The sequence below is a fragment of the Actinomadura luteofluorescens genome, from assembly GCF_013409365.1.
Taxonomy (GTDB): Bacteria; Actinomycetota; Actinomycetes; order Streptosporangiales; family Streptosporangiaceae; genus Spirillospora; species Spirillospora luteofluorescens.
The window spans coordinates 8,830,311-8,853,658 of sequence record NZ_JACCBA010000001.1 but is presented as its reverse complement, the minus strand read 5'-3'; the positions used below and the strand labels follow the sequence as shown (position 1 = coordinate 8,853,658).

At 73.4% G+C, this 23,348-nt stretch carries 24 protein-coding genes; 5 read left to right on the top strand and 19 right to left on the bottom strand.

The genetic code is table 11. The annotated features are described in order from the left end of the window. Positions 1 to 20: 20 nt before the first annotated feature. The 12 genes from ruvA to pgsA form a co-directional block, all read right to left on the bottom strand. A complete protein-coding gene (ruvA, locus tag BJY14_RS40825; RefSeq protein ID WP_179848480.1) occupies positions 21 to 629 on the bottom strand; it encodes a Holliday junction branch migration protein RuvA in 609 nt (202 codons plus the stop codon). Further along, on the bottom strand, positions 626 to 1,201 hold the full coding sequence (ruvC, locus tag BJY14_RS40820; RefSeq protein WP_179848479.1) for a crossover junction endodeoxyribonuclease RuvC: 576 nt from the start codon (positions 1,199 to 1,201) through the stop codon (positions 626 to 628). Before ruvC ends, ruvA begins: the two co-directional genes overlap by 4 nt. A 55-nt stretch (positions 1,202 to 1,256) precedes the next feature. After that, positions 1,257 to 2,411, bottom strand: a complete 1,155-nt coding sequence (locus BJY14_RS40815) for a GNAT family N-acetyltransferase (protein ID WP_179848478.1) — start codon at positions 2,409 to 2,411, stop codon at positions 1,257 to 1,259. Positions 2,412 to 2,493: 82 nt separating this feature from the next. After that, positions 2,494 to 3,249 (bottom strand): YebC/PmpR family DNA-binding transcriptional regulator, encoded by a 756-nt coding sequence (locus BJY14_RS40810; protein ID WP_179848477.1) that lies wholly within the window; start codon positions 3,247 to 3,249, stop codon positions 2,494 to 2,496. Between the two features lie 3 nt (positions 3,250 to 3,252). Further along, complete coding sequence (gene pdxT / locus BJY14_RS40805) at positions 3,253 to 3,870, bottom strand: pyridoxal 5'-phosphate synthase glutaminase subunit PdxT (protein ID WP_312879703.1); 618 nt, start codon at positions 3,868 to 3,870, stop codon at positions 3,253 to 3,255. Between the two features lie 105 nt (positions 3,871 to 3,975). Beyond that, a complete protein-coding gene (locus tag BJY14_RS40800; protein ID WP_179848476.1) occupies positions 3,976 to 4,590 on the bottom strand; it encodes a DUF6928 family protein in 615 nt (204 codons plus the stop codon). A gap of 140 nt (positions 4,591 to 4,730) precedes the next feature. Next, the gene (pdxS, locus tag BJY14_RS40795) at positions 4,731 to 5,654 is read right to left on the bottom strand and encodes a pyridoxal 5'-phosphate synthase lyase subunit PdxS (protein WP_179848475.1); all 924 of its coding nucleotides are present in this window, start codon (positions 5,652 to 5,654) and stop codon (positions 4,731 to 4,733) included. A gap of 132 nt (positions 5,655 to 5,786) precedes the next feature. Further along, positions 5,787 to 6,824 (bottom strand): DUF3048 domain-containing protein, encoded by a 1,038-nt coding sequence (locus BJY14_RS40790; protein WP_312879700.1) that lies wholly within the window; start codon positions 6,822 to 6,824, stop codon positions 5,787 to 5,789. Positions 6,825 to 6,948: 124 nt separating this feature from the next. Continuing rightward, the gene (locus BJY14_RS40785; RefSeq protein ID WP_179848474.1) at positions 6,949 to 7,491 is read right to left on the bottom strand and encodes a LemA family protein; all 543 of its coding nucleotides are present in this window, start codon (positions 7,489 to 7,491) and stop codon (positions 6,949 to 6,951) included. A gap of 8 nt (positions 7,492 to 7,499) precedes the next feature. After that, a complete protein-coding gene (locus BJY14_RS40780; protein ID WP_179848473.1) occupies positions 7,500 to 8,660 on the bottom strand; it encodes a glycosyltransferase family 4 protein in 1,161 nt (386 codons plus the stop codon). 10 nt (positions 8,661 to 8,670) lie between these two features. After that, positions 8,671 to 9,600, bottom strand: a complete 930-nt coding sequence (locus BJY14_RS40775; RefSeq protein WP_179848472.1) for a phosphatidylinositol mannoside acyltransferase — start codon at positions 9,598 to 9,600, stop codon at positions 8,671 to 8,673. Next, positions 9,597 to 10,259: a phosphatidylinositol phosphate synthase gene (gene pgsA / locus BJY14_RS40770; protein ID WP_179848471.1), complete on the bottom strand. Its 663-nt coding sequence runs from the start codon at positions 10,257 to 10,259 to the stop codon at positions 9,597 to 9,599. The genes BJY14_RS40775 and pgsA overlap by 4 nt, the downstream gene beginning before the upstream one ends. A 352-nt stretch (positions 10,260 to 10,611) precedes the next feature. Here pgsA and BJY14_RS40765 point away from each other — a divergent pair, with 352 nt between their 5' ends. Further along, positions 10,612 to 12,777, top strand: a complete 2,166-nt coding sequence (locus BJY14_RS40765) for an elongation factor G-like protein EF-G2 (RefSeq protein ID WP_179848470.1) — start codon at positions 10,612 to 10,614, stop codon at positions 12,775 to 12,777. Positions 12,778 to 12,970: 193 nt separating this feature from the next. Continuing rightward, complete coding sequence (locus tag BJY14_RS40760) at positions 12,971 to 13,828, top strand: polysaccharide deacetylase family protein (RefSeq protein WP_179848469.1); 858 nt, start codon at positions 12,971 to 12,973, stop codon at positions 13,826 to 13,828. A 78-nt stretch (positions 13,829 to 13,906) separates the two neighbouring features. On the opposite strand, the gene BJY14_RS40755 is transcribed toward BJY14_RS40760, so the two are convergent. Beyond that, positions 13,907 to 14,536: an HIT family protein gene (locus BJY14_RS40755; RefSeq protein WP_246396299.1), complete on the bottom strand. Its 630-nt coding sequence runs from the start codon at positions 14,534 to 14,536 to the stop codon at positions 13,907 to 13,909. A gap of 189 nt (positions 14,537 to 14,725) precedes the next feature. Between BJY14_RS40755 and BJY14_RS40750 the strand changes: the two genes are divergently transcribed. Further along, positions 14,726 to 15,406, top strand: coding sequence for an Asp23/Gls24 family envelope stress response protein (locus BJY14_RS40750; protein ID WP_179848468.1), 681 nt, complete (start codon positions 14,726 to 14,728; stop codon positions 15,404 to 15,406). Here BJY14_RS40750 and BJY14_RS40745 read toward each other — a convergent pair. The 6 genes from BJY14_RS40745 to BJY14_RS47940 form a co-directional block, all read right to left on the bottom strand. Beyond that, positions 15,388 to 15,996, bottom strand: a complete 609-nt coding sequence (locus BJY14_RS40745) for a hypothetical protein (RefSeq protein WP_179848467.1) — start codon at positions 15,994 to 15,996, stop codon at positions 15,388 to 15,390. The two genes, BJY14_RS40750 and BJY14_RS40745, sit on opposite strands and share 19 nt — an antisense overlap. Positions 15,997 to 16,102: 106 nt before the next feature. Next, entirely contained in the window at positions 16,103 to 18,088 is a 1,986-nt protein-coding gene (gene thrS, locus BJY14_RS40740; RefSeq protein WP_179848466.1) for a threonine--tRNA ligase, read from the bottom strand. A gap of 284 nt (positions 18,089 to 18,372) precedes the next feature. Then, positions 18,373 to 19,836, bottom strand: coding sequence for a sugar porter family MFS transporter (locus BJY14_RS40735; protein WP_179848465.1), 1,464 nt, complete (start codon positions 19,834 to 19,836; stop codon positions 18,373 to 18,375). A gap of 48 nt (positions 19,837 to 19,884) precedes the next feature. After that, on the bottom strand, positions 19,885 to 20,517 hold the full coding sequence (locus BJY14_RS40730; RefSeq protein WP_179848464.1) for a class I SAM-dependent methyltransferase: 633 nt from the start codon (positions 20,515 to 20,517) through the stop codon (positions 19,885 to 19,887). Between the two features lie 61 nt (positions 20,518 to 20,578). Further along, entirely contained in the window at positions 20,579 to 21,082 is a 504-nt protein-coding gene (locus BJY14_RS40725; RefSeq protein WP_179848463.1) for a cysteine dioxygenase, read from the bottom strand. A 12-nt stretch (positions 21,083 to 21,094) separates the two neighbouring features. Beyond that, entirely contained in the window at positions 21,095 to 21,211 is a 117-nt protein-coding gene (locus BJY14_RS47940; RefSeq protein WP_372505407.1) for a putative leader peptide, read from the bottom strand. 168 nt (positions 21,212 to 21,379) lie between these two features. Between BJY14_RS47940 and BJY14_RS40720 the strand changes: the two genes are divergently transcribed. Both BJY14_RS40720 and BJY14_RS40715 read left to right on the top strand, forming a co-directional pair. Continuing rightward, positions 21,380 to 22,633: a sensor histidine kinase gene (locus BJY14_RS40720; protein WP_179848462.1), complete on the top strand. Its 1,254-nt coding sequence runs from the start codon at positions 21,380 to 21,382 to the stop codon at positions 22,631 to 22,633. Between the two features lie 39 nt (positions 22,634 to 22,672). Beyond that, positions 22,673 to 23,347 carry a response regulator gene (locus BJY14_RS40715; protein WP_179848461.1) on the top strand — a complete coding sequence of 225 codons (675 nt, stop codon included), beginning with the start codon at positions 22,673 to 22,675 and terminating at the stop codon, positions 23,345 to 23,347. Position 23,348 lies beyond the last annotated feature (1 nt).

Below are 23,348 nucleotides of genomic sequence, written 5' to 3'. Positions count from 1 at the left end.
CCGCGCCTCCCCCGGCTCCGTCATGGCTTGCTGAGCTTCTTCAGGGCCGACCTCAGCAGCGCCGCGACCGGGGGCGCCTCGCCGCCGTCGAGCTCGGCCGCGACGGCGTCCACGGCGGCGTCGGCGTCCCTGGCCGACCAGCCGAGGTTGACCAGGCCCATCTGCACCTGGTCGCGCCACGGCTCGGCGCGAGCGGGCGCGCGCAGGTCGCCGCCGTCGTCGCCGGCAGGGCCGCCGAGGCGGTCCCGCAGTTCCAGGACGATGCGCTGCGCGCCCTTCTTGCCGATGCCGGGCACCTTGGTGAGCGCGGTCACGTCCTCGGTGGACACGGCGCGGCGCAGAGCGTTCGGCGAGTGGACCGCCAGCATCGCCAGGGCGAGGCGGGGCCCGACGCCGCTCGCGGTCTGGAGCAGCTCGAAGACGGTGCGCTCGTCGTCGTCGGCGAACCCGAACAGGGTGAGGGAGTCCTCGCGGACGACGAGGGAGGTCGGCACCCGCGCCTGCTCCCCGACCCGCAGGCCGGCCAGCGTGGCGGGGGTGCACTGCACCGAGAGGCCGACGCCGTGCACGTCGATCACCGCCCCGTCGGGTCCCGCGGCGGCCACCCGGCCGCTGACGAAGGCGATCACTGGACGCTTCCTCCTCTGCTCCGGGCGGCGAGCCGTTCCCGTTCGGCCCTGGCCGCCTCCTCGATGCGCGACCGCTGCGCGTGCGCGAGCCGCTGCTGCGCTCCCCCGCGCCACACGTGGCAGATGGCCAGGGCGAGCGCGTCGGCGGCGTCGGCGGGCTTCGGCGCGGTCTCCAGGGACAGCAGCCGGGTCACCATCCGGGTCACCTGCGCCTTGTCGGCGCGGCCGTTCCCGGTGACGGCCGCCTTGGCCTCGCTGGGGGTGTGCAGCGCGACGGGCAGGCCGCGCCGGGCGGCCAGCAGCATGGCGATCCCGGCGGCCTGGGCCGTGCCCATCACGGTCCGGACGTTGTGCTGGGAGAACACGCGCTCGACGGCGACGGCGTCGGGGCGCAGCTCGTCCATGACGGCCGCGATTCCGGTCTCCACGCCCAGCAGCCGCAGGGCGTGGTCCTCGTCGGGGGCGGTCCGCACGACCGACACGTGCACCAGGTGCAGCCGCTTGCCCGGGGCGCCTTCGACGACCCCGACCCCGCACCGGGTGAGCCCGGGGTCCACCCCCATCACCCGCACGGCCGCTCCTTCGATCACTTGTTCGGCCGCCAACGCTATCAATCCGCGTGGCCGGTCAGAAGTAATCCAGCGAGAACGGCGTGGCCGCGAACGCCGCGGCGAGCGCCTCCGCGTTCCCGCCCTGGAGCAGGCCGGCGCGGCGGAGCGTCGACTCCGGAATCCCGGAGTAGAGCGCCGACAGGCCGCGCGGGCCGAGGCGGACGGCGTCGGCGCCGGTAGCGGTGGAACGCTCCAGCCGCCCCTCCCCGTCCTTGACCTCCAGGTGCCACCGGCCCGAGTTCGCCGGACGCTGCGGATCGTCGATCTCCAGCGGGACCCCGGCCGCGACCCCGGCAGGAAAGCCGCGCGCCGCGATCGCCGCGGGCGCGTCGACGACCCGGAGCATCCACTGGGAGCGGTGGACGGTCTCGTGCTCGCGCTCGCGCGGCAGCCACAGCACCGGGTCCATCGGCGACACGCAGGCCCGCACCGACTCGGCCGTGGACGAACCGGACCCGACGATGGCCCACAGCGCCCTCAGCGTCCTCTCGGAGGAGGCGACGAGCCGCGCGACCTCCAGCCCGGCGTTGCCCTCCGCCCACCGGTAGGACAGGAACCCGTCCTCGGCCAGGTAGTGGTAGCCGTCCGGGGCGCCCAGGTGCTCGCGCCATCTCGCCTCCGGCCAGCCGACCGGACCGCAGTCGCGCGCCGTCCGGTGCGCGCGGGCGATCACGGCGGCCACCTCGGCGGCGTCGCCGGGCCCGGCCCTGCGGACGGGGACCCGCTCGGCCGCGATCGTGCGCAAAGCCTCGGTGGACAGGTCGACGTGGTGCCAGGCCCCCGCGTGCTCCCAGCCGAGCGACCGGTAGAGCCGCGTCGTGGCCGGGTAGAGCATGGCGAGCGGGTGACCGAGACCGGCGCACCGCTCCAGCAGGTCGCCCATCAGACGGCGGCCGAGGCCGCGCCCGCGCTCCTCGGGGGCGACCGTGACCGCGCCGACCCCGGCCGTGGACACCGCCCGCCCGTGCCACCACTGCGTCATGTCGAGCAGGGCCCCCGTGGCGACGACCGCGCCGCCGTCGTAGCCGGCGAACTGCCGCCCCGCCTCCGCCGCCTGCCGGGCGAGACGGGACCGGCGGGCCCACACCTCGTCGGGCAGCGGCCCGAAGGCGCGGGCCCGGATGTCACGGACGGCGTCCACCTCGTCGGGTGCGAGAGCGCGAATCTCCATGATCCAGACCGTATGCGACGGCGCCGACGAGAAACGCCGCCGCGCCCGGGCGGGCGGCGGCGGCGTTGCCGGCGACGGGGCGTCAGGCGTCGATGGAGGCCATGACCTCGTCGCTCACGTCGAAGTTGGCGTAGATCTCCTGGACGTCGTCGGAGTCCTCCAGGGCGTCCAGGAGCCGGAACACCTTCTTGGCGTTGTCCTCGTCGAGCGGGACGGTGACGCTCGGCAGGAACTTGCTCTCCGCCGACTCGTAGTCGATCCCGGCCTCCACCAGCGCCGAGCGGACCGCGACCAGGTCACCGGCCTCGCTCACGACCTCGAAGTTCTCCCCGTCGAGGTCGTTGACCTCCTCGGCGCCGGCGTCCAGGACGGCCATCATCACGTCGTCCTCGCTGGTGCCCGCCTTGGGGACGATCACGACGCCCTTGCGGTTGAACATGTAGGAGACCGAGCCCGGGTCGGCGAGGGAGCCGCCGTTGCGGGTCAGCGCGACGCGGACCTCCGAGGCGGCCCGGTTGCGGTTGTCGGTCAGACACTCGATGAGCACCGCGACACCGCCCGGGGCGTAGCCCTCGTAGGTGATGTTCTGCCAGTCGGCGCCCCCGGCCTCCTCACCGGCGCCCCGCTTGCGGGCGCGCTCGATGTTGTCGTTCGGGACCGAGTTCTTCTTCGCCTTGTAGATGGCGTCGTAGAGGGTGGGGTTGGCCTCCGGGTCGCCGCCGCCCGTGCGGGCCGCCACCTCGATGTTCTTGATCAGCTTGGCGAAGAGCTTGCCCCGCTTGGCGTCGAGGGCCGCCTTCTTGTGCTTGGTCGTCGCCCACTTGGAATGGCCGGACATCTGTCAATCCTCCTCTGTCGTCCGGCGCACCAGATCGGCGAAGTAGTGGTGCACGCGGAAATCGCCCGTCAGCTCCGGATGGAACGCGGTCGCCATGAGGCGCCCCTGGCGGACGGCGACGATCCTACCGGCGTTCTGGCCGCTCTCCGCGCGTCCGAGGATCTCGACGGCGTCGCCGACGGACTCCACCCAGGGTGCGCGGATGAAAACGGCGTGGTACGGCGTGTCACCCATACCGGTCAGCGGCACGGCGGCCTCGAAGGAGTCGACCTGCCGGCCGAACGCGTTGCGCCGCACGGTCATGTCGATCCCGCCGACGGTCTCCTGGCCCGCCACGCCGCCCCGGATCCGGTCCGCCAGCATGATCATGCCGGCGCAGGAGCCGTAGGCGGGCATGCCCGCCTCGATCCGCTTGCGCAGCGGTTCGAGCAGCTCGAACGAGCGCGCCAGCCGCCACATGGTGGTGGACTCCCCACCGGGCAGGACCAGCCCGTCGACCCGCTCCAGCTCGTCGGGACGGCGCACCTTCACGGTGCGCGCCCCGGCCTCCTCCAGCGCGCGCGCATGCTCGCGCACGTCGCCCTGCAGGGCGAGGACACCGATCGTGGGCACAGCAGTCACGTGGAAACCTTCCGGGACACGAGGAGACGTCTCAACCCTAGACGCTCCTTACAACGCCCGACGACCTTGCTGATCTTCCCCGGGGCCGATCCGGCCCGGGCGGGGTCAGGCGTGCCGGAAGCGGCGGACCGGGAGTTCCAGGGGCAGGAAGCCGTCCTTGCCGCGGTCGGCGATGCCGCGGCCGAACATGTACTGCTCGGCGAGCGCGAGCCCGAACTCCTCGGGGTCGAACGGGAGCGGCACGTCCGGCGCGCCCTCGTCGACGGCGCGCCAGAACGGGCCCTCGGCGGGCAGCCGCTCGCCCTGGTCGACGACCACGCCGTCCTCGGCGGTGACGTACACGTCGCGGAGCAGCACGCCCGACTCGTACCAGCGGAACCAGCAGCTGCGGATCACGTTGTGCAGGACGAGGACGCCGCAGTGGGAGCCGGGGAGCGCCGCCGCGGCCGTGTCGGCGATGCGGCGGGCGTCGTCGTCGAGGCAGAACAGCCGCCGGTCGCACAGCAGCAGCGCCCGGTCGAAGGCGCCGACGAACAGCTCGTCCTCGTACGGCCAGAGCGCGAAGTCCAGGACCGTGTCGCCGGTCTCGGTCAGGGTGGCCGCCGGGTAGAGGCGGCGCGCGATCGTCGCGGCGGCGTCGGGGTCGGGCGCCAGGCCCGGCCGGAACACCTCAGTGGGTTCACCCGCGCTCGCGCACGCCAGCGCGACCGACCAAGCCATGCTCTTCCCTCCCGCGGCCGGGCACCAGCCGGGGCTCGCCCCTCCGGCCGCGCCGTCAGCGTAAACCCTCTCGGCGGCCCGTGTGGAGGGGGGTACCCACCGATCCGCCCGGCCACCCGGGCCGGGCGGACGAACCTGGGCTACCAGCCGCGGCCGGCGAACTTCTGGTCCTCGCCGAGGGAGGCGGCGTTGATGCCGACCATGGCCTCGCCGAGGCCGCGCGACACCTTGGCGATCACGTCGGGGTCGTCGTGGAAGGTGGTGGCCTTCACGATCGCCTCGGCGCGCTGGGCCGGGTTGCCGGACTTGAAGATCCCGGAGCCGACGAAGACGCCCTCGGCACCGAGCTGCATCATCATCGCGGCGTCGGCGGGGGTGGCGATGCCGCCCGCGGTGAACAGCACGACGGGCAGCTTGCCCGCCCGGGCGACCTCCTTGACCAGCTCGTAGGGGGCCTGGAGCTCCTTGGCCGCGACGAACAGCTCGTCCTCGGGCAGGTTCTGCAGGCGGCGGATCTCCTGCCGGATCCTGCGCATGTGGGTGGTGGCGTTGGAGACGTCGCCGGTACCCGCCTCGCCCTTGGAGCGGATCATCGCCGCGCCCTCGGTGATGCGGCGCAGCGCCTCGCCGAGGCTGGTGGCCCCGCACACGAACGGGACGGTGAACGCCCACTTGTCGATGTGGTTGTCGTAGTCGGCGGGCGTGAGCACCTCGGACTCGTCGATGTAGTCGACGCCGAGCGCCTGCAGCACCTGCGCCTCGACGAAGTGGCCGATGCGGGCCTTGGCCATGACGGGGATGGAGACCGCGGCGATGATCCCGTCGATCATGTCGGGGTCGCTCATCCGGGAGATGCCGCCCTCGACGCGGATGTCGGCGGGGACCCGCTCCAGGGCCATGACGGCGACCGCGCCCGCGTCTTCGGCGATCTTCGCCTGCTCGGGCGTGACGACGTCCATGATCACGCCGCCCTTGAGCATCTCCGCCATGCCGCGCTTGACGCGGGCGGTCCCGGTCTCGGGCGCGGCGTTGTCAGGGACGGGAGTGGAAGTGGTCACGGGCATTCCTCACGTGGACGGACGACATGTCTTTTCCCATGATATTGCCTGCTCGCACGACATCTCGACCCGGCAGAGTGTCAGCGGGGGGCGCCGGCCGCTTACGGAGTGACGGGCGACGGGCCACAGCGCCTCCGGCTAGGGCGTGTAGGGCTTGCCGTCGTTGACGAGCACGACCCAGACCTGGCCGCGAGCGAAGGTCATGGGCCTGCCGTCGGCGGTGGTGTAGGTGGTGCCCTCATCCTCGGACGAGCGCGACCACTTGGCGCCGTAGGCCTTGCCGTCGCGGAGGACGACCGCGCGGCCGGTGCCGGTGGTGTGGATCAGCGGCGTGTAGCTGCCGAGGAAGTCGTGGAACTTCGAGCGGGTCGTCTTGGCGTACTGCACGACGACGGTCCTGCCCCCGAGGAGCCCGCCCTCGGCGGCGCGGTCGGGGGTGCCGCCCCAGCTGGCCAGCCACCGCTTCTGCTTCGCGGACCACGTGAACCCCATGGTGGCGGCGGGCCACCGGGCGGTGAACGATTTGGTGGGCTTGCCGCCGTCAGGAGCGTCTCCGAAGCGGAAGCCGATGTCGCGCGGCTTCGCGGCCTTCGGCGCCTGCTTCAGCAGGTTCTTGGGGTCGGCGTAGAGGTTGTAGGGGATGCGCCTGTCGCCGGAGCGGAAGTACGCGCCGCCCGCGCTCTCCTGGGAGATGTCGTACACCGGCGCCTTGCGGATGTACTTCTTCATCTTGCTCTGGACGCCCGAGAACGCGAAGGCGGGACGGCCGAACTGCGGCAGGATGTGCAGATCGGAGATGCGGGCGCTGCGGACGGGCCCGACCTTCTTCGGCAGCTTGGAGGAGTAGACCGCCATCAGGCGGGTCTCGCCGCCCTCGACCTGCTCGACGTAGACGATGTCGGCGGCCGACACGCCGCTCTGCGGGAGCGCGGGCCGCGTGTTCTCGATCTTGACCGCGAGGACGGGATTGGCCAGTCCCCTGGCGCCGCCGGTGAACGGATGCGTCGCGGGCGTCGGCGTTCCGGCGGCCTGGGGCGTGCCCGTGCCGCTCGGCGGCGGCGCCGGCTTCGCGGCGCCGTCCGAGCCCGAGCAGGCCGACAGCGCGGCGCCGATGACGAGGACGCCCATCCCCGCGGCCGCACGCCCCCGGACGGTGGTGTCCCAGACAGATCGCACGATCTACCCCTCCTTTGGACGATCTGCCAGAGGGTAGCGAACGTGATCTGATGCGCTCGCCCGCCCGGTGGTACGGCCGCGCGGGGCTGCCCCGATCAACGCGGCCCCGGCGGATCGCGGGCCCTCAGATCCCGGGCGGGTCGTCGTCGATCTCGAAGAAGTCCGGGAGCGGTGCCCTCCCGGCGAGCGGCAGGACGCGGATGAGCAGCTTGCGGCGCGCGATCCGGGCCTGGGAGACGGCGTCGTTGTAGAAGCGGCGGGCGTAGGCGACCTTCGCGGCGGCGGACTCCAGCTCGTCCAGGACCGCCCTGCCGTCGCCGCCGCCGCGGGCGTCGAGGGCGTCGACGAACCCGGGCTGGTCGACGGCGGCGCGCAGCGCCCGCGACAGGTCGCTCTCGGCGAACTCGCGGCCCTCGGCGTCGGCGGTGCGGGCCTCGTGGGCGGCGGTGGCCAGCACCAGGCTGGTGGCCGGGTCCAGGAGCCGGGAAGCGGCCAGCTCCAGCGTGGCGGCGGCCCGCCTGACGAGCGCGGCGTCGAGCGCGGCGCGGGCCGTCTCGACCCGCACGTGCAGCCGGTCGAGCCTGGTCGCGCGCCACGACACGTACACCACGATCAGGAAGGCGACGGCGATCCAGAACAGGACGTCGATGACCCAGTCGTAGGACACGCCGCCCCCTACGCCCCGAGCCCGGACTCGACCACGCCCGCGCGGCCGCCGGTGACGGTCTCGTACACCCGCAGCACGTCGCGGGCCACCGACGACCAGTCGTAGGTCCGGACGGCGGCGCGGGCCTCGGCGGACAGCTGCTTGCGGCGGGCCGGGTCGTCGAGCAGCTCCCCGGCCGCCGCGGCGAGCGCCTCGTGGTCGCCCGCCGGGAACAGGGCCCCGGCCCGGCCTCCGCGCAGGACGCGGTCGAACGCCTCGATGTCGCTGGCGAGGATGGGCGCGCCCGCCGCCATGGCCTCGGCGAGGACGATGCCGAAGCTCTCGCCGCCGAGGTTGGGCGCGACGAAGACGTCCACCGAGTGGTAGGCGCGGACCTTGTCCTGCTCGCTCACCATGCCGAGCACGACGACGCGGTCGCGCAGGCCGGCCGGGACCCGCGCCAGCACGTCGCCGGCGTCGCCGGGACCGGCGATCAGCAGCCGCAGCCCCGGGCGCGAGCGGCCGAGGATCTCGAAGGCGCGCAGCAGCACCTGCAGCCCCTTGCGCGGCTCGTCCATCCGGCCGAGGAACCCCAGCGCTCCCCCGTCGCCGTCCCTGGGCGTGTCCGTGCGGCCGCGCCAGCCGGGCAGCGGCTCCGCCGGCGCGTAGCGCTCGGTCGCGACGCCGTTCGGGATCAGGACGGCGTCGCCGCCGAGGTTCTCGACCAGCGTGGTGCGCGCGGCCTCCGACACCGCGATCCGGCCAGTGATCTTCTCCAGGGCGCTCTGCAGGATCGGCGCGGTGACCGACAGCGCCCGCGACCTCTCGTAGGAGGCGTGGAACGTGCCCACGATGGGCCCGTCGGCCGCCCAGCAGGCGAGCAGCCCGAGCGACGGCGCGGCGGGCTCGTGGACGTGCAGGACGTCGAACCCGCCCTCGCGGATCCAGCGCCGGACCCGGCCGGCCGACAGGAACCCGAACGCCAGCCGCGCGACCGAGCCGTTGTAGGGGACGGGGACGGCGCGCCCGGCCGACACGACGTAGGGCGGCAGATCGGCGTCGTCGTCGGCGGGCGTGATGACCGACACCGCGTGGCCGAGCGCGACGAGCGCCTCGGCGAGGTCGCCGATGTGCTGCTGGACGCCGCCCGGCACGTCCCAGGTGTAGGGGCAGACGAGTCCCACCCTCATCGGCCGGCCCTCATCTTCGGCCGTCCGGGAGGTCGTCCACCCAGACCTTCTGCAGCATGTGCCAGTCCTCGGGGTGGGCGGCGATGCCCTCCTCGAAGGCGCGCGCGAGGTCCTGGGTCATGGCCTGGATCTTCTCCTGTCTGCCGCCCCCGTCCGGCACGGGGATCTCCTCGTGGACCCGCGCAGCCCAATACTCGCCCTCGTACCAGAGTGTCACGGGAATGAGGGCGGCGCCCGTCTGGACGGCCAGCGCGGCCGACACGGCGGGCATCCGGGCGGTGGCGCCGAAGAACCGCACGTCGATGCCGCTCTCGGTCAGGTCGCGGTCGACGACCAGGCAGACGGGCCGGCCGGCCCGCAGCCGCTGCGCCATGCGCCCGTAGGCGGAGGCGCCCTTGTGCGCGAGGACCTCCATTCCGAGGCCCTCGCGGAACTCGACGAACCGGTCGAACAGCGACGCGGGTTCGAGCCGCTCGGCGACGGTGGTGAAGGGGTACCCGCAGTGCACCAGCCACGCGCCGGCGTGCTCGTAGTTGCCCATGTGGGGCAGCGCCAGGATGACGCCCCGCCCGGAGTCGAGGTTGGTGAAGATCTTCTTCTCGCCGGTGACCCGCATCCGGCCGAGGATCCGCGCCCGGTCGTACTCGGGCAGCCGGAAGACCTCCAGCCAGTAGCGGAAGTAGGAGCGCAGCACCTTCTTGCTGAGGACGCGGACCTCGTCGTCGACGGCGTCCTTGCCGAGGACGCGGCACAGGTTCTTCTCCAGCTGCCGCACGCCGCCGCCGTAGCGGTGCCAGGTGCGGTCGGCGAGCGCGGCGAACACCAGGCGCGCCGCGCTCTCCGGCATCTTGCGGACGACCGTCCAGCCCAGGGCGTAGACGGCGTCGGTCACCTCGTCGCGAAGCGACGGCGCCGCCTCTTCGCGGCGGGGGGTGGTCATGGACGCGGCTCCGGCGTCTTCTCGGCCCCGTTCGGCGCGCCGTTCCCGGCTCCGGCGCCCGCGCCGGGCCTCGCCTGGGCGTACACCGCGGCGAACCGCTGCCCGACCGTGACGGTGCTGAGCACGGCGAGGCCCCACAGGGCGACGGCGAGGATGTAGGGGACGCCCAGCCCGTCGAACCCGGCCGCGACCAGGGCGACGATGAGGCGCTCGGCGCGCTCGGCGATGCCGACGTTGCAGGTGTAGCCGAGGCCCTCGGCGCGGGCCTTGGCGTAGGACACCACGACCCCGGAGACCAGGCAGTACAGGGCGACCCCGGCGAGGGGCTCCTGGCCCGCCCGGTACAGCCCGATCATCAGCCCGGCGAAGATCGCGGCGTCGGCGACGCGGTCCATGGTGGAGTCCAGGAACGCGCCGAACGCGGAGATCTTCCCGGTGACCCGGGCGACCGCGCCGTCGAGCATGTCGAACAGGACGAACGCGGTGATGACCATCGTCCCCCAGAAGAACTCCCCGCGGGGGAACAGCACGAGCGCGCCGGCGGCGACGCCGACCGTCCCGATGACGGTGATGGCGTTGGGCGAGACCCCGGTCCGCGCGACCGCCTGTCCGACGGGGGTGAGGACTCGCCCCAGCGCGGGCCTGATCTTGTTGAGCATCGACGTCCGTTCTCGTGATCATCGGGAGTCGCGGCCGGGAGTCGTGCTCACCGGGGGCGGCCCCGCCGCGGGCGAACCGGCGCCCACGCGGCGCGCCCATCGTAGTGCGCACGCCGCGGGCGCGCGGCCGGTCGCGGGGCCCGCGGCCCACCGGCCCGGACGGATCGCGGTTGTTTGCCGTTCACCCCTTGTGATCCCGGCCCGCACGGGAAAGGCTGTTGACACGGGTGTGACGTCGGTCACGCGCGTTGGACGAGGTCGGACGCCGCACTCGGACGTCAGGGCCGGGCCCGCCGGGCCGGGCCCCAGCCGCACGCGGGCCTCCGCGAGAGGCCCGTCCGAGGAGGTAGTCATGGCGGACAAGGGAGGCCACCCGGGAGCCCCCGGCAGGGCACCGGAGGCCGGCGGGTGCGACAAGGTGCGCAATGTCGCGTTGGTCGGCCATTCGGGGGCCGGAAAGACCACGCTCGTCGAGGCGCTGCTCGCCGCCACGGGCACGCTGCAGCGGGCGGGGAAGGTCGAGGACGGCACCACCGTCAGCGACTTCGACGACGTGGAGGTGCGCCAGCAGCGCTCGGTCAACCTCGCGCTCGCGCCCCTGGCGCACGGCGACGTCAAGGTCAATCTCATCGACACCCCCGGCTACGCCGACTTCGTCGGCGACCTGCGGGCCGGGCTGCGCGCCGCCGACGCAGCACTGTTCGTGATCTCGGCAGTGGACGGCATCGACGGGCTCACCCGGATGATCTGGGAGGAGTGCGCGGCGGTGCGGATGCCCCGCGCGGTCGTCATCACCAAGGTCGACCAGCAGCGCGGCGACTACGACGACGTGGTCATGACCTGCCAGGACGTCTTCGGCGAGGGCGTCGCGCCGCTGTACTTCCCGGCCCAGGGCGACGACGGCCTGAAGGGCCTGATCGGGCTGCTGTCGCAGCGCTGCCTCGACTACTCGACCGGGCGGCGCACCGAGTGCGACCCCGATCCCCGGTACCTGGACCAGATCTCCGAGCAGCGCGCCTCGCTCATCGAGGGGATCATCCAGGAGAGCGAGGACGAGACCCTCATGGACCGCTACCTGTCCGGTGAGGAGATCGACGTCAAGGCGCTCATCGAGGACCTGGAGACCGCGGTCGCGCGCGGCAGCTTCTACCCCGTCCTCGCGACGTCGGTCCCGCACGGCGACCACCCCGGCCCGGTGGTCGGCATGCCGGAACTGCTGGAGGTCATCACCCAGGCGTTCCCGTCCCCCCTCGAACACGGCATCCCGCCCGTGACCCCGGTGGCGGGCGGGCCCCCGAAGGAGATCTCCTGCGATCCGGAGGGGCCGCTGGTCGCCGAGGTCGTCAAGACCACGTCCGACCCCTACGTCGGGCGGATCTCGCTGGTCCGCGTCTTCTCCGGGACGCTGCGCCCCGACACGACCGTGCACGTCTCCGGGCACGGCATGGAGGACCGCGGCCACGAGGACCACGACGTCGACGAGCGCGTCGGCGCGCTCACCTCCCCGCTGGGCAAGACGCAGCGCACCGTTTCGTCGTGCGGGGCGGGCGACATCTGCGCGGTCGCGAAGCTCGGCCGCGCCGAGACCGGCGACACGCTGTCGGATCCGGGCGCCCCCATGGTGATGGCCCCCTGGTCCATGCCGGACCCGCTGCTGCCGGTCGCGATCCGCGCGAAGTCCAAGGCCGACGAGGACAAGCTGAGCCAGGCGCTCGGCCGGCTCGTCGCCGAGGATCCGACGCTGCGGCTGGAGAACAACGCCGAGACCCGCCAGCTGGTGCTGTGGTGCATGGGCGAGGCCCACGCCGACGTGCTGATCGACCGGCTGCGCGCCCGGTACGGCGTCGAGGTCGAGCGGGTGGACCTGCGCGTCCCGCTGCGGGAGACGTTCGGCGGGACGGCGAAGGGCCTCGGCCGGCACGTCAAGCAGAGCGGCGGGCACGGCCAGTACGGCATCTGCCACATCGACGTCGAGCCGCTGCCCTCCGGCGAGGGCTTCGAGTTCGTCGACAAGATCGTCGGCGGGGTCGTCCCGCGCCAGTTCATCCCGTCGGTCGAGAAGGGCGTCCGGCAGCAGATGGAGCGGGGCGTGTCCGCCGGGTACCCGATGGTCGACGTCAAGGTCACGCTGCACGACGGCAAGGCGCACTCGGTCGACTCCTCCGACATGGCGTTCCAGGCCGCCGGCGCGCTCGCGCTGAAGGACGCGGCGGGCCAGGTGCCGATCCTGCTGCTGGAGCCCGTCGACGAGGTGGAGGTCCTGATCGCCGACGAGTACGTGGGCCAGATCATGTCCGACCTCACCTCGCGGCGCGGCCGGGTGCTCGGTTCCCAGGCGGTGCCCGGCGGGCGCACGATGATCAAGGCCGAGGTGCCGCAGTTGGAGATCGTCCGGTACGCGATCGACCTGCGGTCGATGTCGCAGGGCACCGGCACGTTCACCCGCGGCTTCCTGCGCTACGAGCCGCTCCCCTCGCATCTCGCCGACAAGGTCGCCGCCGACTCCAGGGACGGCTGACCGCGCACGCCCGCGGACGGGGCCCGGCGCGTGCCGGGCCCCGTCCCGCCCCCTCCGCCGCGGTGACGCCGAGCGCCCGCGGACGCGACCTCGGGGGGAGCCGGGCTCATCCCGCAGGGTGACCCGCGATTCGGCCGCAGGGCCGATGATCAGGCCGGGTCCGCGGTGGCATCGTGGTCGCACAATGGAAAACGTGGACGACCCCCGGCGTCCGGCCGCCCCCGGACGCCGGGCGTTCATCAAGGGGTTCGGCCTGGCGGCCGCCGGAGCGGTCACGCTGGGCGCGGGGGCGGAGGCGGTCGGCGCCGTGGTCGGTTCGGGGAACGCGCCCTCGTCGGCGATGGCGGTCCCCATCGCCGGTCCGTGGCGGCCCGGGAACGCGCATGTGGACGTGGTCTGGGGCGTCGACACCGCCCAGAAGCTCGTCGCCCTCACCTTCGACGACGGGCCGATGCCCAACTGGACGCCCATGGTGCACGACATCCTGGACGCCGAGCGGGTCAAGGCCACGTTCTTCCTCGTCGGGGAGCGGCTCGTCCGGCACGCCCGGCTCGTGCACGGGCGGATGGACCGGCACGAGGCCGGCAACCACACCTGGCAGCACCAGGACCTGTCGCGCCTCTCCGACGAGCGGGCCCTGGAGCAGCTGCGGCGCGCCCACAACGCCATCGGGCGGATCGTCGGCAAGGAGCCCCGGTTCCTGCGGCCCCCGTTCGGCCATCTGGGCGGGACCACGCTGAGCGCCGCGTGCCGGTTCGAGTACGACATCGCACTGTGGTCGATCAAGATGCTGGAGAAGACCTACGAGGACGACCCGCCGGCGCTGGTGGACTACATCGTCGGCAACACCGGGCCCGGCACGATCCTGCTCGCCCATGACACCGGCCACCACGACCGCCTCGTCGCGCTGCGCAACCTCGTCCCGATGATCCGCGGCCTGCGCGCCAAGGGCTACGAGTTCGTCACGGTCTCGGAGCTGATGAGCGTCTCGCAGGCCCCGCCCCGCGCGCCGGGCGACGGGGGCCTGCGGCGCGCCGCGCCTCCCGCCTAGGGCCGGCGGCCCGCCCGCTCGGGCGCCGGACGGTCAGGCGCCGGAAAGTCAGGCGCCGGAAAGTCAGGCGCCGGAAAGTCAGACGTCGTGCGGCCAGGCGTCGGCGAGCATCCGGCGGGTGTCGCGCAGCAGCTGCGGCAGCACCTTGGTCTGCCCGACGACCGGCATGAAGTTCGTGTCGCCGCCCCAGCGCGGGACGACGTGCTGGTGCAGGTGGGCCGCGATGCCCGCGCCGGCGACGAGACCGAGGTTCATGCCGACGTTGAAGCCCTGCGCGCCGCTCGCCTTGCGCAGCGCCGTCAGGGACCGCTGCGTGAACGTCGCCAGCTCCGCGTACTCCGGCTCTTCGAGGTCGGCGTAGTCGGCGACGTGCCGGTACGGGACGACCATCAGGTGCCCGGAGTTGTAGGGGTAGAGGTTCAGCACCGCGAAAACCGACGACCCGCGGGCCACGATGAGCCCCTCCTCGTCGGTCATCTTCGGGATCTCGCAGAACGGGCAGCCGTCGCCCGACCCCGCGCCCGTGGGCTTGTTCTCGCCCTTGATGTAGGCCATCCGGTGCGGAGTCCAGAGCCGCTGGAAGTTGTCGGGCGTGCCGGCGCCGCCCCTCTCCTCCTCGAAGCGGGGCGTGCGCTCGTTCCCGGCGCCGGCCCCGGGCGCGTCCTCGCGCCCCTGCTGCACCACGGACTCCTCCGGCTCTGCGGTCAAGGCGGCGGTCTCCTTTTGTTCACGGCCTGACCAGCAGCATAGAGAGCGGCGCCCTCGGGGCTGTAGCCGGGATCCCCTAGCATGGCCCGTCGGCGCCGTCTTCGGACGCGCCCGCGATCCGGTGCCTGCGTGACGTTCCGCGCGTCGCTCCGACACCATGGTCACCCGACCGAACCGCAGGGAGCGATCATGACCGGGCTCGACAAGCGCCAGACCGGGAACGCCGAGCAGGGGCCGGGGGCCGGGCCCGGGCCGCGGTTCCCCGGGGCGCCCGCCGGCCTCCCGGAGACGGATCCTCCCCCCGCCCCGTCGCAGGGCCCGATCTCCCCCGGCATGCCGTCCCCGAGCGGCCCGTCCCCGCACATCCCGTCCCCGAGCATGCCGTCCCAGGGCGCGCCGCTCCCGGGAATGCCGCAGGGAACCCCGCAAGGGGCTCCGCTGTCGGCGCCGCTCGCACCCGCGGCGCAGCAGCCGGTCCCTCCCCCGCGGGGCGTACTGTCGTCGGGGCCGAACGCGGTGCCGATGACGATGCACGGCTCGTCGGGCGACCTGAGCGCGCCGGTGGACGGCCGCATCACGATCGGCGACGCGGTGATCGGGAAGATCGCGGCGTTCGCCGCGCTGGAGGTCGAGGGCGTCGCCGGCCTCACCGTCCGGGACGAGCCCGCCGCGACGGGCGTGCGCGTCGTGCGGAACGACGACGAGGTCACGCTGGACGTCGCCATCGCCGTCGAGTACGGCACGGTGATCAAGGACGTGGCGGTGAAGGTGAAGGCGAACGTGGCGCGGGTGGCGGCCCTGATGCTGGGGACGCGGGTCGCCGCCGTCAACGTGTCGGTCGAGGACGTCCGTCAGGCGGCGCGGGCGTAGCAGTTCTGCATGCCGCCCCCCACCGAGATGGTGGTGACCTTGACGCGCTCGACCAGCTGCGGCGCGACGCCGGTGAAGTGGAACGTCTGCGGCCCGCCGCTGCGCACGGTCCGCTGCTGGGCGGTGGGCTCCCGCCCCCGCAGTGAGAGCTCCGCCCGGATCGCGCCGCTGGCGGAGACCGCGATGACGACGTCCACTCCTGTGGGGGTGGCCCGGTAGTAGGCCGTCCCCTTCGGGCAGGCGCCGACGCCGCTCGAGCCGTTCTGGGGAGGGATCTGCGGTCCGCCGCCCTGGCCGCCGGACCCGTCGCCCCCGCCGCCGCCTGGGTAGGGCTGGCCGCTCCCGTTCTGCTGCGGGGCGGGATTGGTCGGGGTCACGGGCAGGCCGCCCCCTCCGGGGAGGTCCGTCCGACCGTCCGGCGCGGACGGGCTCGCCGTCCCCCCGGCGCCGGCGGCGCCCTTCGTGCCGTCGTCCATCAGGGGCATGAGCAGCACGATGACGGCGGCCGCGACGAGCCCCAGAGTGCCGGTGTAGCCGGCGACCCGGAGCCAGAGCGACCGCTTGCGCCGCCCCGGCCTCCTGGACTTCATCTCCGCTGTCTCCCCGGTCCTCGCACGTGATCGATGAGGCTACCAACTCCGGGCGGGCGCCTCCGGCGGGCCGCGCTCGCCCGGGGCGGGCGCGACCCGGCCGGGCTCAGACCTGCACGCGGGTCCGCACGGCCTCGACGATCTCCTCGACCGCCTCGTCGATCGGGACGCCGTTCTTCTGCTCGCCGCTGCGGTACCGGAAGGACACCGCGTCCTTGGCGACGTCGTCGTCGCCCGCGAGCAGCATGTACGGGACCTTCTGCTTCTGCGCGTTGCGGATCTTCTTCTGCATCCGGTCGGAGGAGGCGTCCACCTCGACGCGCAGGCCGTGCTCGCCCAGCCGCGCGGCGACCTTCTCCAGGTGCGGGACGTGGCCGTCGCCGATCGGGATGCCGACCGCCTGCACCGGCGCCAGCCACGGCGGCATCGCGCCCGCGTAGTGCTCCAGCAGCACGCCGAAGAACCGCTCGATCGACCCGAACAGGGCCCGGTGCAGCATCATGGGCCGCTGCCGGGTGCCGTCGGCCGCCTGGTACTCCAGGCCGAAGCGCTCTGGCTGGTTGGGGTCGACCTGGATGGTCGACAGCTGCCAGGTGCGACCGATCGCGTCCTTGGCCTGCACGGAGATCTTGGGGCCGTAGAACGCCGCGCCGCCCGGGTCGGGGACGAGGTCGAGCCCGGTGGACTCGGCGGCGCCGCGGAGGGCGGCGGTGGCCTTCTCCCACATCTCGTCCGAGCCGATGAACTTGTCGGACTCGTCGCGGGTGGACAGCTCCAGGTAGAACTCGTTCAGGCCGTAGTCGCGCAGCAGGCCGAGGACGAAGTCGAGGAGGCGCTTGATCTCCTCGCCCATCTGGTCCTCGGTGCAGTAGATGTGCGCGTCGTCCTGGGTCATGCCCCGCACGCGGGTGAGGCCGTGCACGACGCCCGACTTCTCGTACCGGTACACCGACCCGAACTCGAACAAGCGCAGCGGCAGCTCCCGGTAGGACCGGCCGCGCGCCCGGAAGATCAGGTTGTGCATCGGGCAGTTCATCGGCTTGAGGTAGTAGTCGCCGCCGTCGACCTCCATGGCGGGGAACATGTCGTCCTTGTACCAGCCGAGGTGCCCGGAGGTCTCGAACAGGTGGCCCTTGGTGATGTGCGGGGTGTTGACGAACTCGTACCCCTCCTCCTCGTGCCGGCGGCGCGAGTAGTCCTCCATCACCTTGCGGACGGCGCCGCCCTTCGGGTGGAAGACGGCGAGGCCGCTGCCGATCTCGTTCGGGAAGGAGAACAGGTCGAGCTCGGCGCCGAGGCGGCGGTGGTCGCGCTTCTCGGCCTCCTCCAGGAACCTCAGGTACTCGTCCTGCTTCTCGCGGGACTCCCAGGCGGTGCCGTAGATCCGCTGGAGCTGCGGGTTCTTCTCGCTGCCGCGCCAGTAGGCGCCGCCCGAGCGCATCAGCTTGAACGCGGGGATGACCCGGGTGGACGGCAGGTGCGGGCCGCGGCACAGGTCCTTCCAGCGCAGGTCGCCGGACTTGGCGTCCAGGTTGTCGTAGATGGTCAGCTCGCCGCCGCCCACCTCGACCTCGGCGCCGTCGGCCGCGTCCGCGACCGGGCCGGTCCCCTTGAGGCCGATCAGCTCCAGCTTGTAGGGCTCGGCGGACAGCTCGGCGCGCGCGTCCTCCTCGGAGACGGGGCGGCGGGAGAACCGCTGCCCCTGCTTGACGATCTCGCGCATCCGCTTCTCGATGCGCTTGAGGTCGTCGGGGGTGAACGGCTCGGGGACGTCGAAGTCGTAGTAGAAGCCGTTCTCCACCGGCGGGCCGATGCCGAGCCTGGCCTCGGGGAACAGCTCCTGGACGGCCTGCGCCATCACGTGCGCGGCGGAGTGCCGCATGATCGCCCGGCCGTCGTCCGAGCCGATCTCGACCGGCTCGACGGCGTCGCCGTCGCTCAGCTCGCCGGCGAGGTCGCGCAGCTCGCCGTTGACGCGGGCGGCGACCACGGTGCGGCCGTCGGCCTCCAGCGCCTGGCCCGCGGTGGTGCCCGCCGGCACCGCCCGCTCGCTCCCGTCGAGGGTGATGCGCAGCTCGGACACGGTGGACACGGGTACTCCTCGCGATGATGGGTCGGGGTCAACGGGGATCGATGCTATCGACTCGGGGTGGCCCCCGGACGCGTCCGGTTCCATCGGCCGCTCCTCTCGGTCGGCGGAGGGCCCGCGGCGTCCCCGGACGGCGGAAGGGCCCCGGGGATCGCTCCCGGGGCCCTTCCGCGTGCAATGTCAGGACATGCCGCAGTCACGCCGGGAGTGACCCGGCGTCGTCGTCTCTGCGAACGCGTGCGGCATGGCTCCACTGTAACCGATGGGCGGGCGCGCGGCCCGGCCTTTCACGCGCGGGCCCGCGGGGCGGCGAGGTCGTCCATGTCCTCCAGTTCGCGTCCCTTGGTCTCGGGGACGGCGCGCAGCACGAACAGGAACGCCAGGACCGAGAACAGCGTGTAGAGGCCGTAGGCCAGGCCGAGGGAGAAGCCGGAGATGCCGGGGAACGTGGTGGTGATCACCCAGTTGGCGAGCCACTGCGCCGCGGCGGCGACGGCCAGCGCGGACGCCCGGATGAAGTTGTTGAACATCTCGCCGAGCATCACCCACACGACCGGCCCCCACGTCGCGGCGAAGGAGGCGACGAACACGTTGGCCGCGACGAGCGCCACGGGACCGGCGACGCCGCCGAGGTCGGGCGCGCCGTCCACCACGGGGGCGGTCGCGAAGCAGATCGTGAGGGTGCCGAGGGAGACCGCCATGCCGGCGGCTCCGGCCAGCAGCAGCGGGCGGCGGCCGATCCGGTCGACGAGCGCGATCGCGACCAGCGTGAACGCGACGTTGACGACCGAGTTGATCACCGAGGTGAGCATCGCGTCGTTCTCGGAGAACCCGACGGCCTGCCACAGCGAGGAGGAGTAGTAGAAGATCACGTTGATGCCGACGAACTGCTGGAACACCGACAGCAGGATCCCGGCCCACACGATCGGCATCAGGCCGAACCGGTCGCCGCGCAGGTCCCCGAGCCGGACGGGCCGGTCCGCGGCGATGGACCGGGTGATCTCGTCGATCTTCACGTCCACGTCGCCGCCGCCCATCACGCGCCGCAGCACCTGCCGCGCGCGGGCCGTCTCGTGCTTCTTGACCAGGTAGCGGGGCGACTCGGGGATCATGGTGGCGATCACGCCGTACAGCACGGCCGGGACGACGGCGCTGGCGAACATCCAGCGCCACGCGCCGCCGCCCCAGGGGAACGTCCCGGTCGCGCCGCCGTCGGACACCCGCGCGATGACGTAGTCGACCACGAGGGCGGCGAAGATGCCGAGCACGATCGCCATCTGCTGCAGCGAGCCCAGCCGGCCGCGCAGCTCGGCCGGGGCGATCTCGGCGATGTAGGCGGGCGCGATCACCGACGCGGCGCCGATGGCGAGGCCGCCGACCAGCCGCCAGACGGTGAGGTCGACCGCGTTGAAGGCGAGCGCGGAGCCGAGCGAGCTGACCACGAACAGCCCCGCGGCGATGAGCATCACCCGCACCCGGCCGATCCGGTCGCCGAGCGGCCCCGCGAACCAGGCGCCGGCGGCGCAGCCGAGCAGCGCGGCGGAGACCACGAAGCCGACCGCGAAGCCGCCGAGGCCGAACTCCTGCTTGAGCGCGTCGACCGTCCCGTTGATCACCGATGAGTCGTAGCCGAACAGGAACCCGCCGAGGGCCGCGGCCCCCGCGAGCAGCGCCGCCACCACCGCCGAGTGCGGCGCCCCGTCCTCGCGGCGCTCGTCCGCCTGCCTCGGTCCGCTGCCCGCTGCCGTCATGGAGCCCGATCTTCCCCGCGAGCCGGACCTTATGCGGGCGCCGTCCGGTCAGTCGCGGACGGCCGTTCCGAGCACGTGCGGCGAGGCCGGGTTGGTCCGGCTCGGCTCGGGGAACTCGAACCGCCGCTCGCGGCTCACGGTGAAGCCGCTGCCGGCGATGTACTCGCTCGTCGGGCGGGTGAGGTGGCAGCCCGCGGCGAAGAACGGCCACAGCAGGTCGGCGTAGCGCTGGAACCGCACCTTCCCGGGGGTGCTGCCCCGCACGTGCTCGTAGTAGCGCAGCTCGCCGCCCGGCTTGAGCACGCGCCGCAGCTCGGCCAGCGCCCGGACGGGGTCGCGGACCGAGCAGAGCACGAGCGAGGCCACCGCCACGTCGAACGACGCGTCGTCGAGGTCGAGGTCCTCGGCGAGGCCGGGGCGCACCGTGATCGGGACCGGCGCGCGGCTCGCGGCGTGGGCGGCCTTGGCGCGCAGCCGCGGCTCGGGTTCGACGGCGACGACCTCGGTGACCTCGGGCGGGTAGTGCGGGAAGTTGGCCCCGTAGCCGGCGCCCACCTCCACCACGCGGCCGGACGCCCCGGCCAGCAGTTCCGCGCGGCACGCGTCGCCGCCCACCTTGGCGCAGCCGGCGTCCAGCCGCGGATAGAGGCGGGCGAAGATCGGATGGCTCAGGTCGGTCATTCCCGCAGTGTCCGCCGCCCCGGCGATCACCGCAAGATCGGCGCCCCGGGGCGGCGGGTCCTCACCAGTCGGCGGCGGACTCGTCGGCGAGCCGGACCAGGCCGCCGCCCGCGTCCACGTCGTACCGGCGCATCGCGCTGAGCGGCGGCGAGTAGACGTGGACGCTCACGGCGGGCGCCTCCGAGGTGTTGCGCACGTCGTGGACGTACCCGGGCCCGAAGCAGTGGGCCTGCCCGGCGCCGACGCCGCGCGCGGTCCCGATCCGGTGCGCGGCGTTGGCGCGCTGCTCCTCCAGGGTCCCGAGGGCGACCGCGAACGCGCCCGCGGAGTCGCCGTGGTCGTGGAAGCCGGTGGACTGGCCGGGCAGCCAGCTGATCAGCCAGATCTCGTGGTCGGCGTCCTGGTGGACGCGCTCGTACCAGCGTCCGCGCGGGTCGAGCCGGACCCGGAGCAGCCACTCCCCCGGGTCGGCGGCGAGCCCGCGCGCCCGCTCGGCGAGGCGCCGGGGGGTGAACGGGGCGCCTTCGGGCGCGGGCAGGGTGAGGCCGGTCGTGGTGACGGTCATGCGGTCGCTCTCCTAGCGGTGTGCTGCCATTCCTCGTCGCGCTCGGCGGGACGGGCGGCGACACAGCGCGCTGGCCTGGCGGCGCAGGTCGACGTGGAGGCGCTCGTAGCGAAGTCCGGAGATCGGCACGGGGACCAGCGTGGCCCAGGTTCCCTATAAAGTCAATCGGAAATAGCTGTTTACCGCCCCTCCGCACCGGGACGGGCGCTGCCCAGGGCTGATACCCAGGGGCTGGATCGGATCTCCCTCCCCGGGGTCAGGCCGCCGGGGGGCCGGGCGTTCTAGGCTCGCAGCCAAATGAACGATCCAGACCGCCCCGCGACCGCGGGCCGCACCCGGCTGGCCGCGGGGGTCCGCGCCGCCCTCCTGCCCGGCCGTGACGAGCCGGCCGTCACCCTGCTGCCCGCCCATCCCGCGCTGCGCATCCCGATCCTGCTCGTCCTGACGGTCATGGCCCTCGGCTTCACGGCCGGGGCCATCGCCATCTCCGTCACGCAGTACCGGCTCAACGCCCAGCTGGCCTGGCCCCTCGGCGCGCTGCAGGCGATGCCGCTGCTGTTCGCGGCCCGCTGGCCCCTGGCCGCCTGGCGGTTCGCGGCGGCCGGGCTGCTGCTGACGGTCGTCGTCCGGCACGGCGAGGGCTTCATGCCGTGGCCCGTGACGGCGATCCTCGCGCTGATCGTCATCCTGTTCTTCGTCGGCGTCGGCGCGGCCCGGCAGACCACCGTCGGCGTCGGCGCGGTGACCATCGCCGGGGTCCTGGCGCCCGCCGTGCTGTACGGGATGCCCGGCTGGTTCGGCATGATCCTGGCCGGGCTCGCGGCGGTCGCGCTGACTTTCGGCGACGCGGTCGGCGGGCGCCATTCGGCCGTGGAGGAGCTGCGATGGCGCGAGGAACAGCACCAGCGCGACCTCGCGCGGCAGGCGGTGCTGGAGGAGCGGGCCCGCATCGCCCGCGAGCTGCACGACGTCGTCGCCCACCACATGTCGGTGATCGCGATGCAGGCGGAGGCCGCCCCCTACAAGATCCCTGAGCTGCCGGACGCGGCACGGCAGACGTTCGAGGTCGTCCGGGACGCGGCCCGCGAGGCCCTCACCGAGACGCGGCGGGTCGTCGGGCTGCTGCGCGCCGACGACGAGGGCGCCGAGCGCGCCCCGCAGCCCGGCCTGGAGCGGCTGGACGACCTGGTCGGCGCGGCCCGGCGCTCCGGGCTGTCGGTCGCGAGCGCCGTCGTCGGGATGCCGCGCCCCCTGCACGCCGGGGTCGACCTGTCGGCGTACCGGATCGTGCAGGAGTCGCTGAGCAACGCCGCCCGGTACGCGCCGGGCTCCCGCGTGCACGTCGAGGTGCGGTACGGCGCCGAGGAGCTGACGGTGTCGGTCACCGACGACGGCGCCCGCAGCACGCCGGAGGAGTCGCACGGCGGCGGCCACGGCCTGGTCGGCATGCGCGAACGGGTCGCGATGCTCGACGGCAGCCTCGAGGCCGGCCCGCGCGAGGGCGCCGGCTGGGCGGTCGTCGCCGCACTGCCCTACGGTGATCCGGACTAGTCGGGGGCGAGCCGATCAGCCTGCCCTTAGGGTTGTGCCGTGACGATTCGGGTGCTGATCGCCGACGACCAGGTGATGATCCGCGACGGGCTCGCGGCGCTGCTGTCCTCCGACCCGGGGATCGAGGTGATCGGGCAGGCGGGCAACGGCCGCGAGGCCGTGGAGATGGCCCGCCGGCTGGACCCGGACGTGGTCGTCATGGACATCCGGATGCCGGAGATGGACGGCCTGGCCGCCACCGCCGAGCTGGCCGGCTCCCCCGACCCGGACGCGGACCCGGCCGACGCCCGGCCCAAGGTGCTCGTCCTGACCACCTTCGACCTCGACGAGTACGTCTACGAGGCGCTCGGCTCGGGGGCCAGCGGGTTCCTGCTGAAGGACGCCTCGGCCGCGGACCTGGTGAACGGCGTGCGGGTCGTGGCGGCGGGCGACGCGCTGCTCGCCCCGTCCATCACCCGCCGGCTGATCGGCGACTTCGCGCGCCGCCGCCGGCACCAGCGGCCGAGCCCGAAGGCGACCGCGGGCCTGACGCCGCGCGAGCTGGACGTGCTGCGGCTCATGGCGCGCGGCCTGTCCAACGCCGAGGTCGCCGCCGAGCTGGTGCTGGCCGAGCAGACGGTCAAGACGCACGTCGGGCACGTGCTGACCAAGCTCGGGCTGCGCGACCGCACCCAGGCCGTCGTCTACGCCTACGAGAACGGCCTCGTCGGCTAGC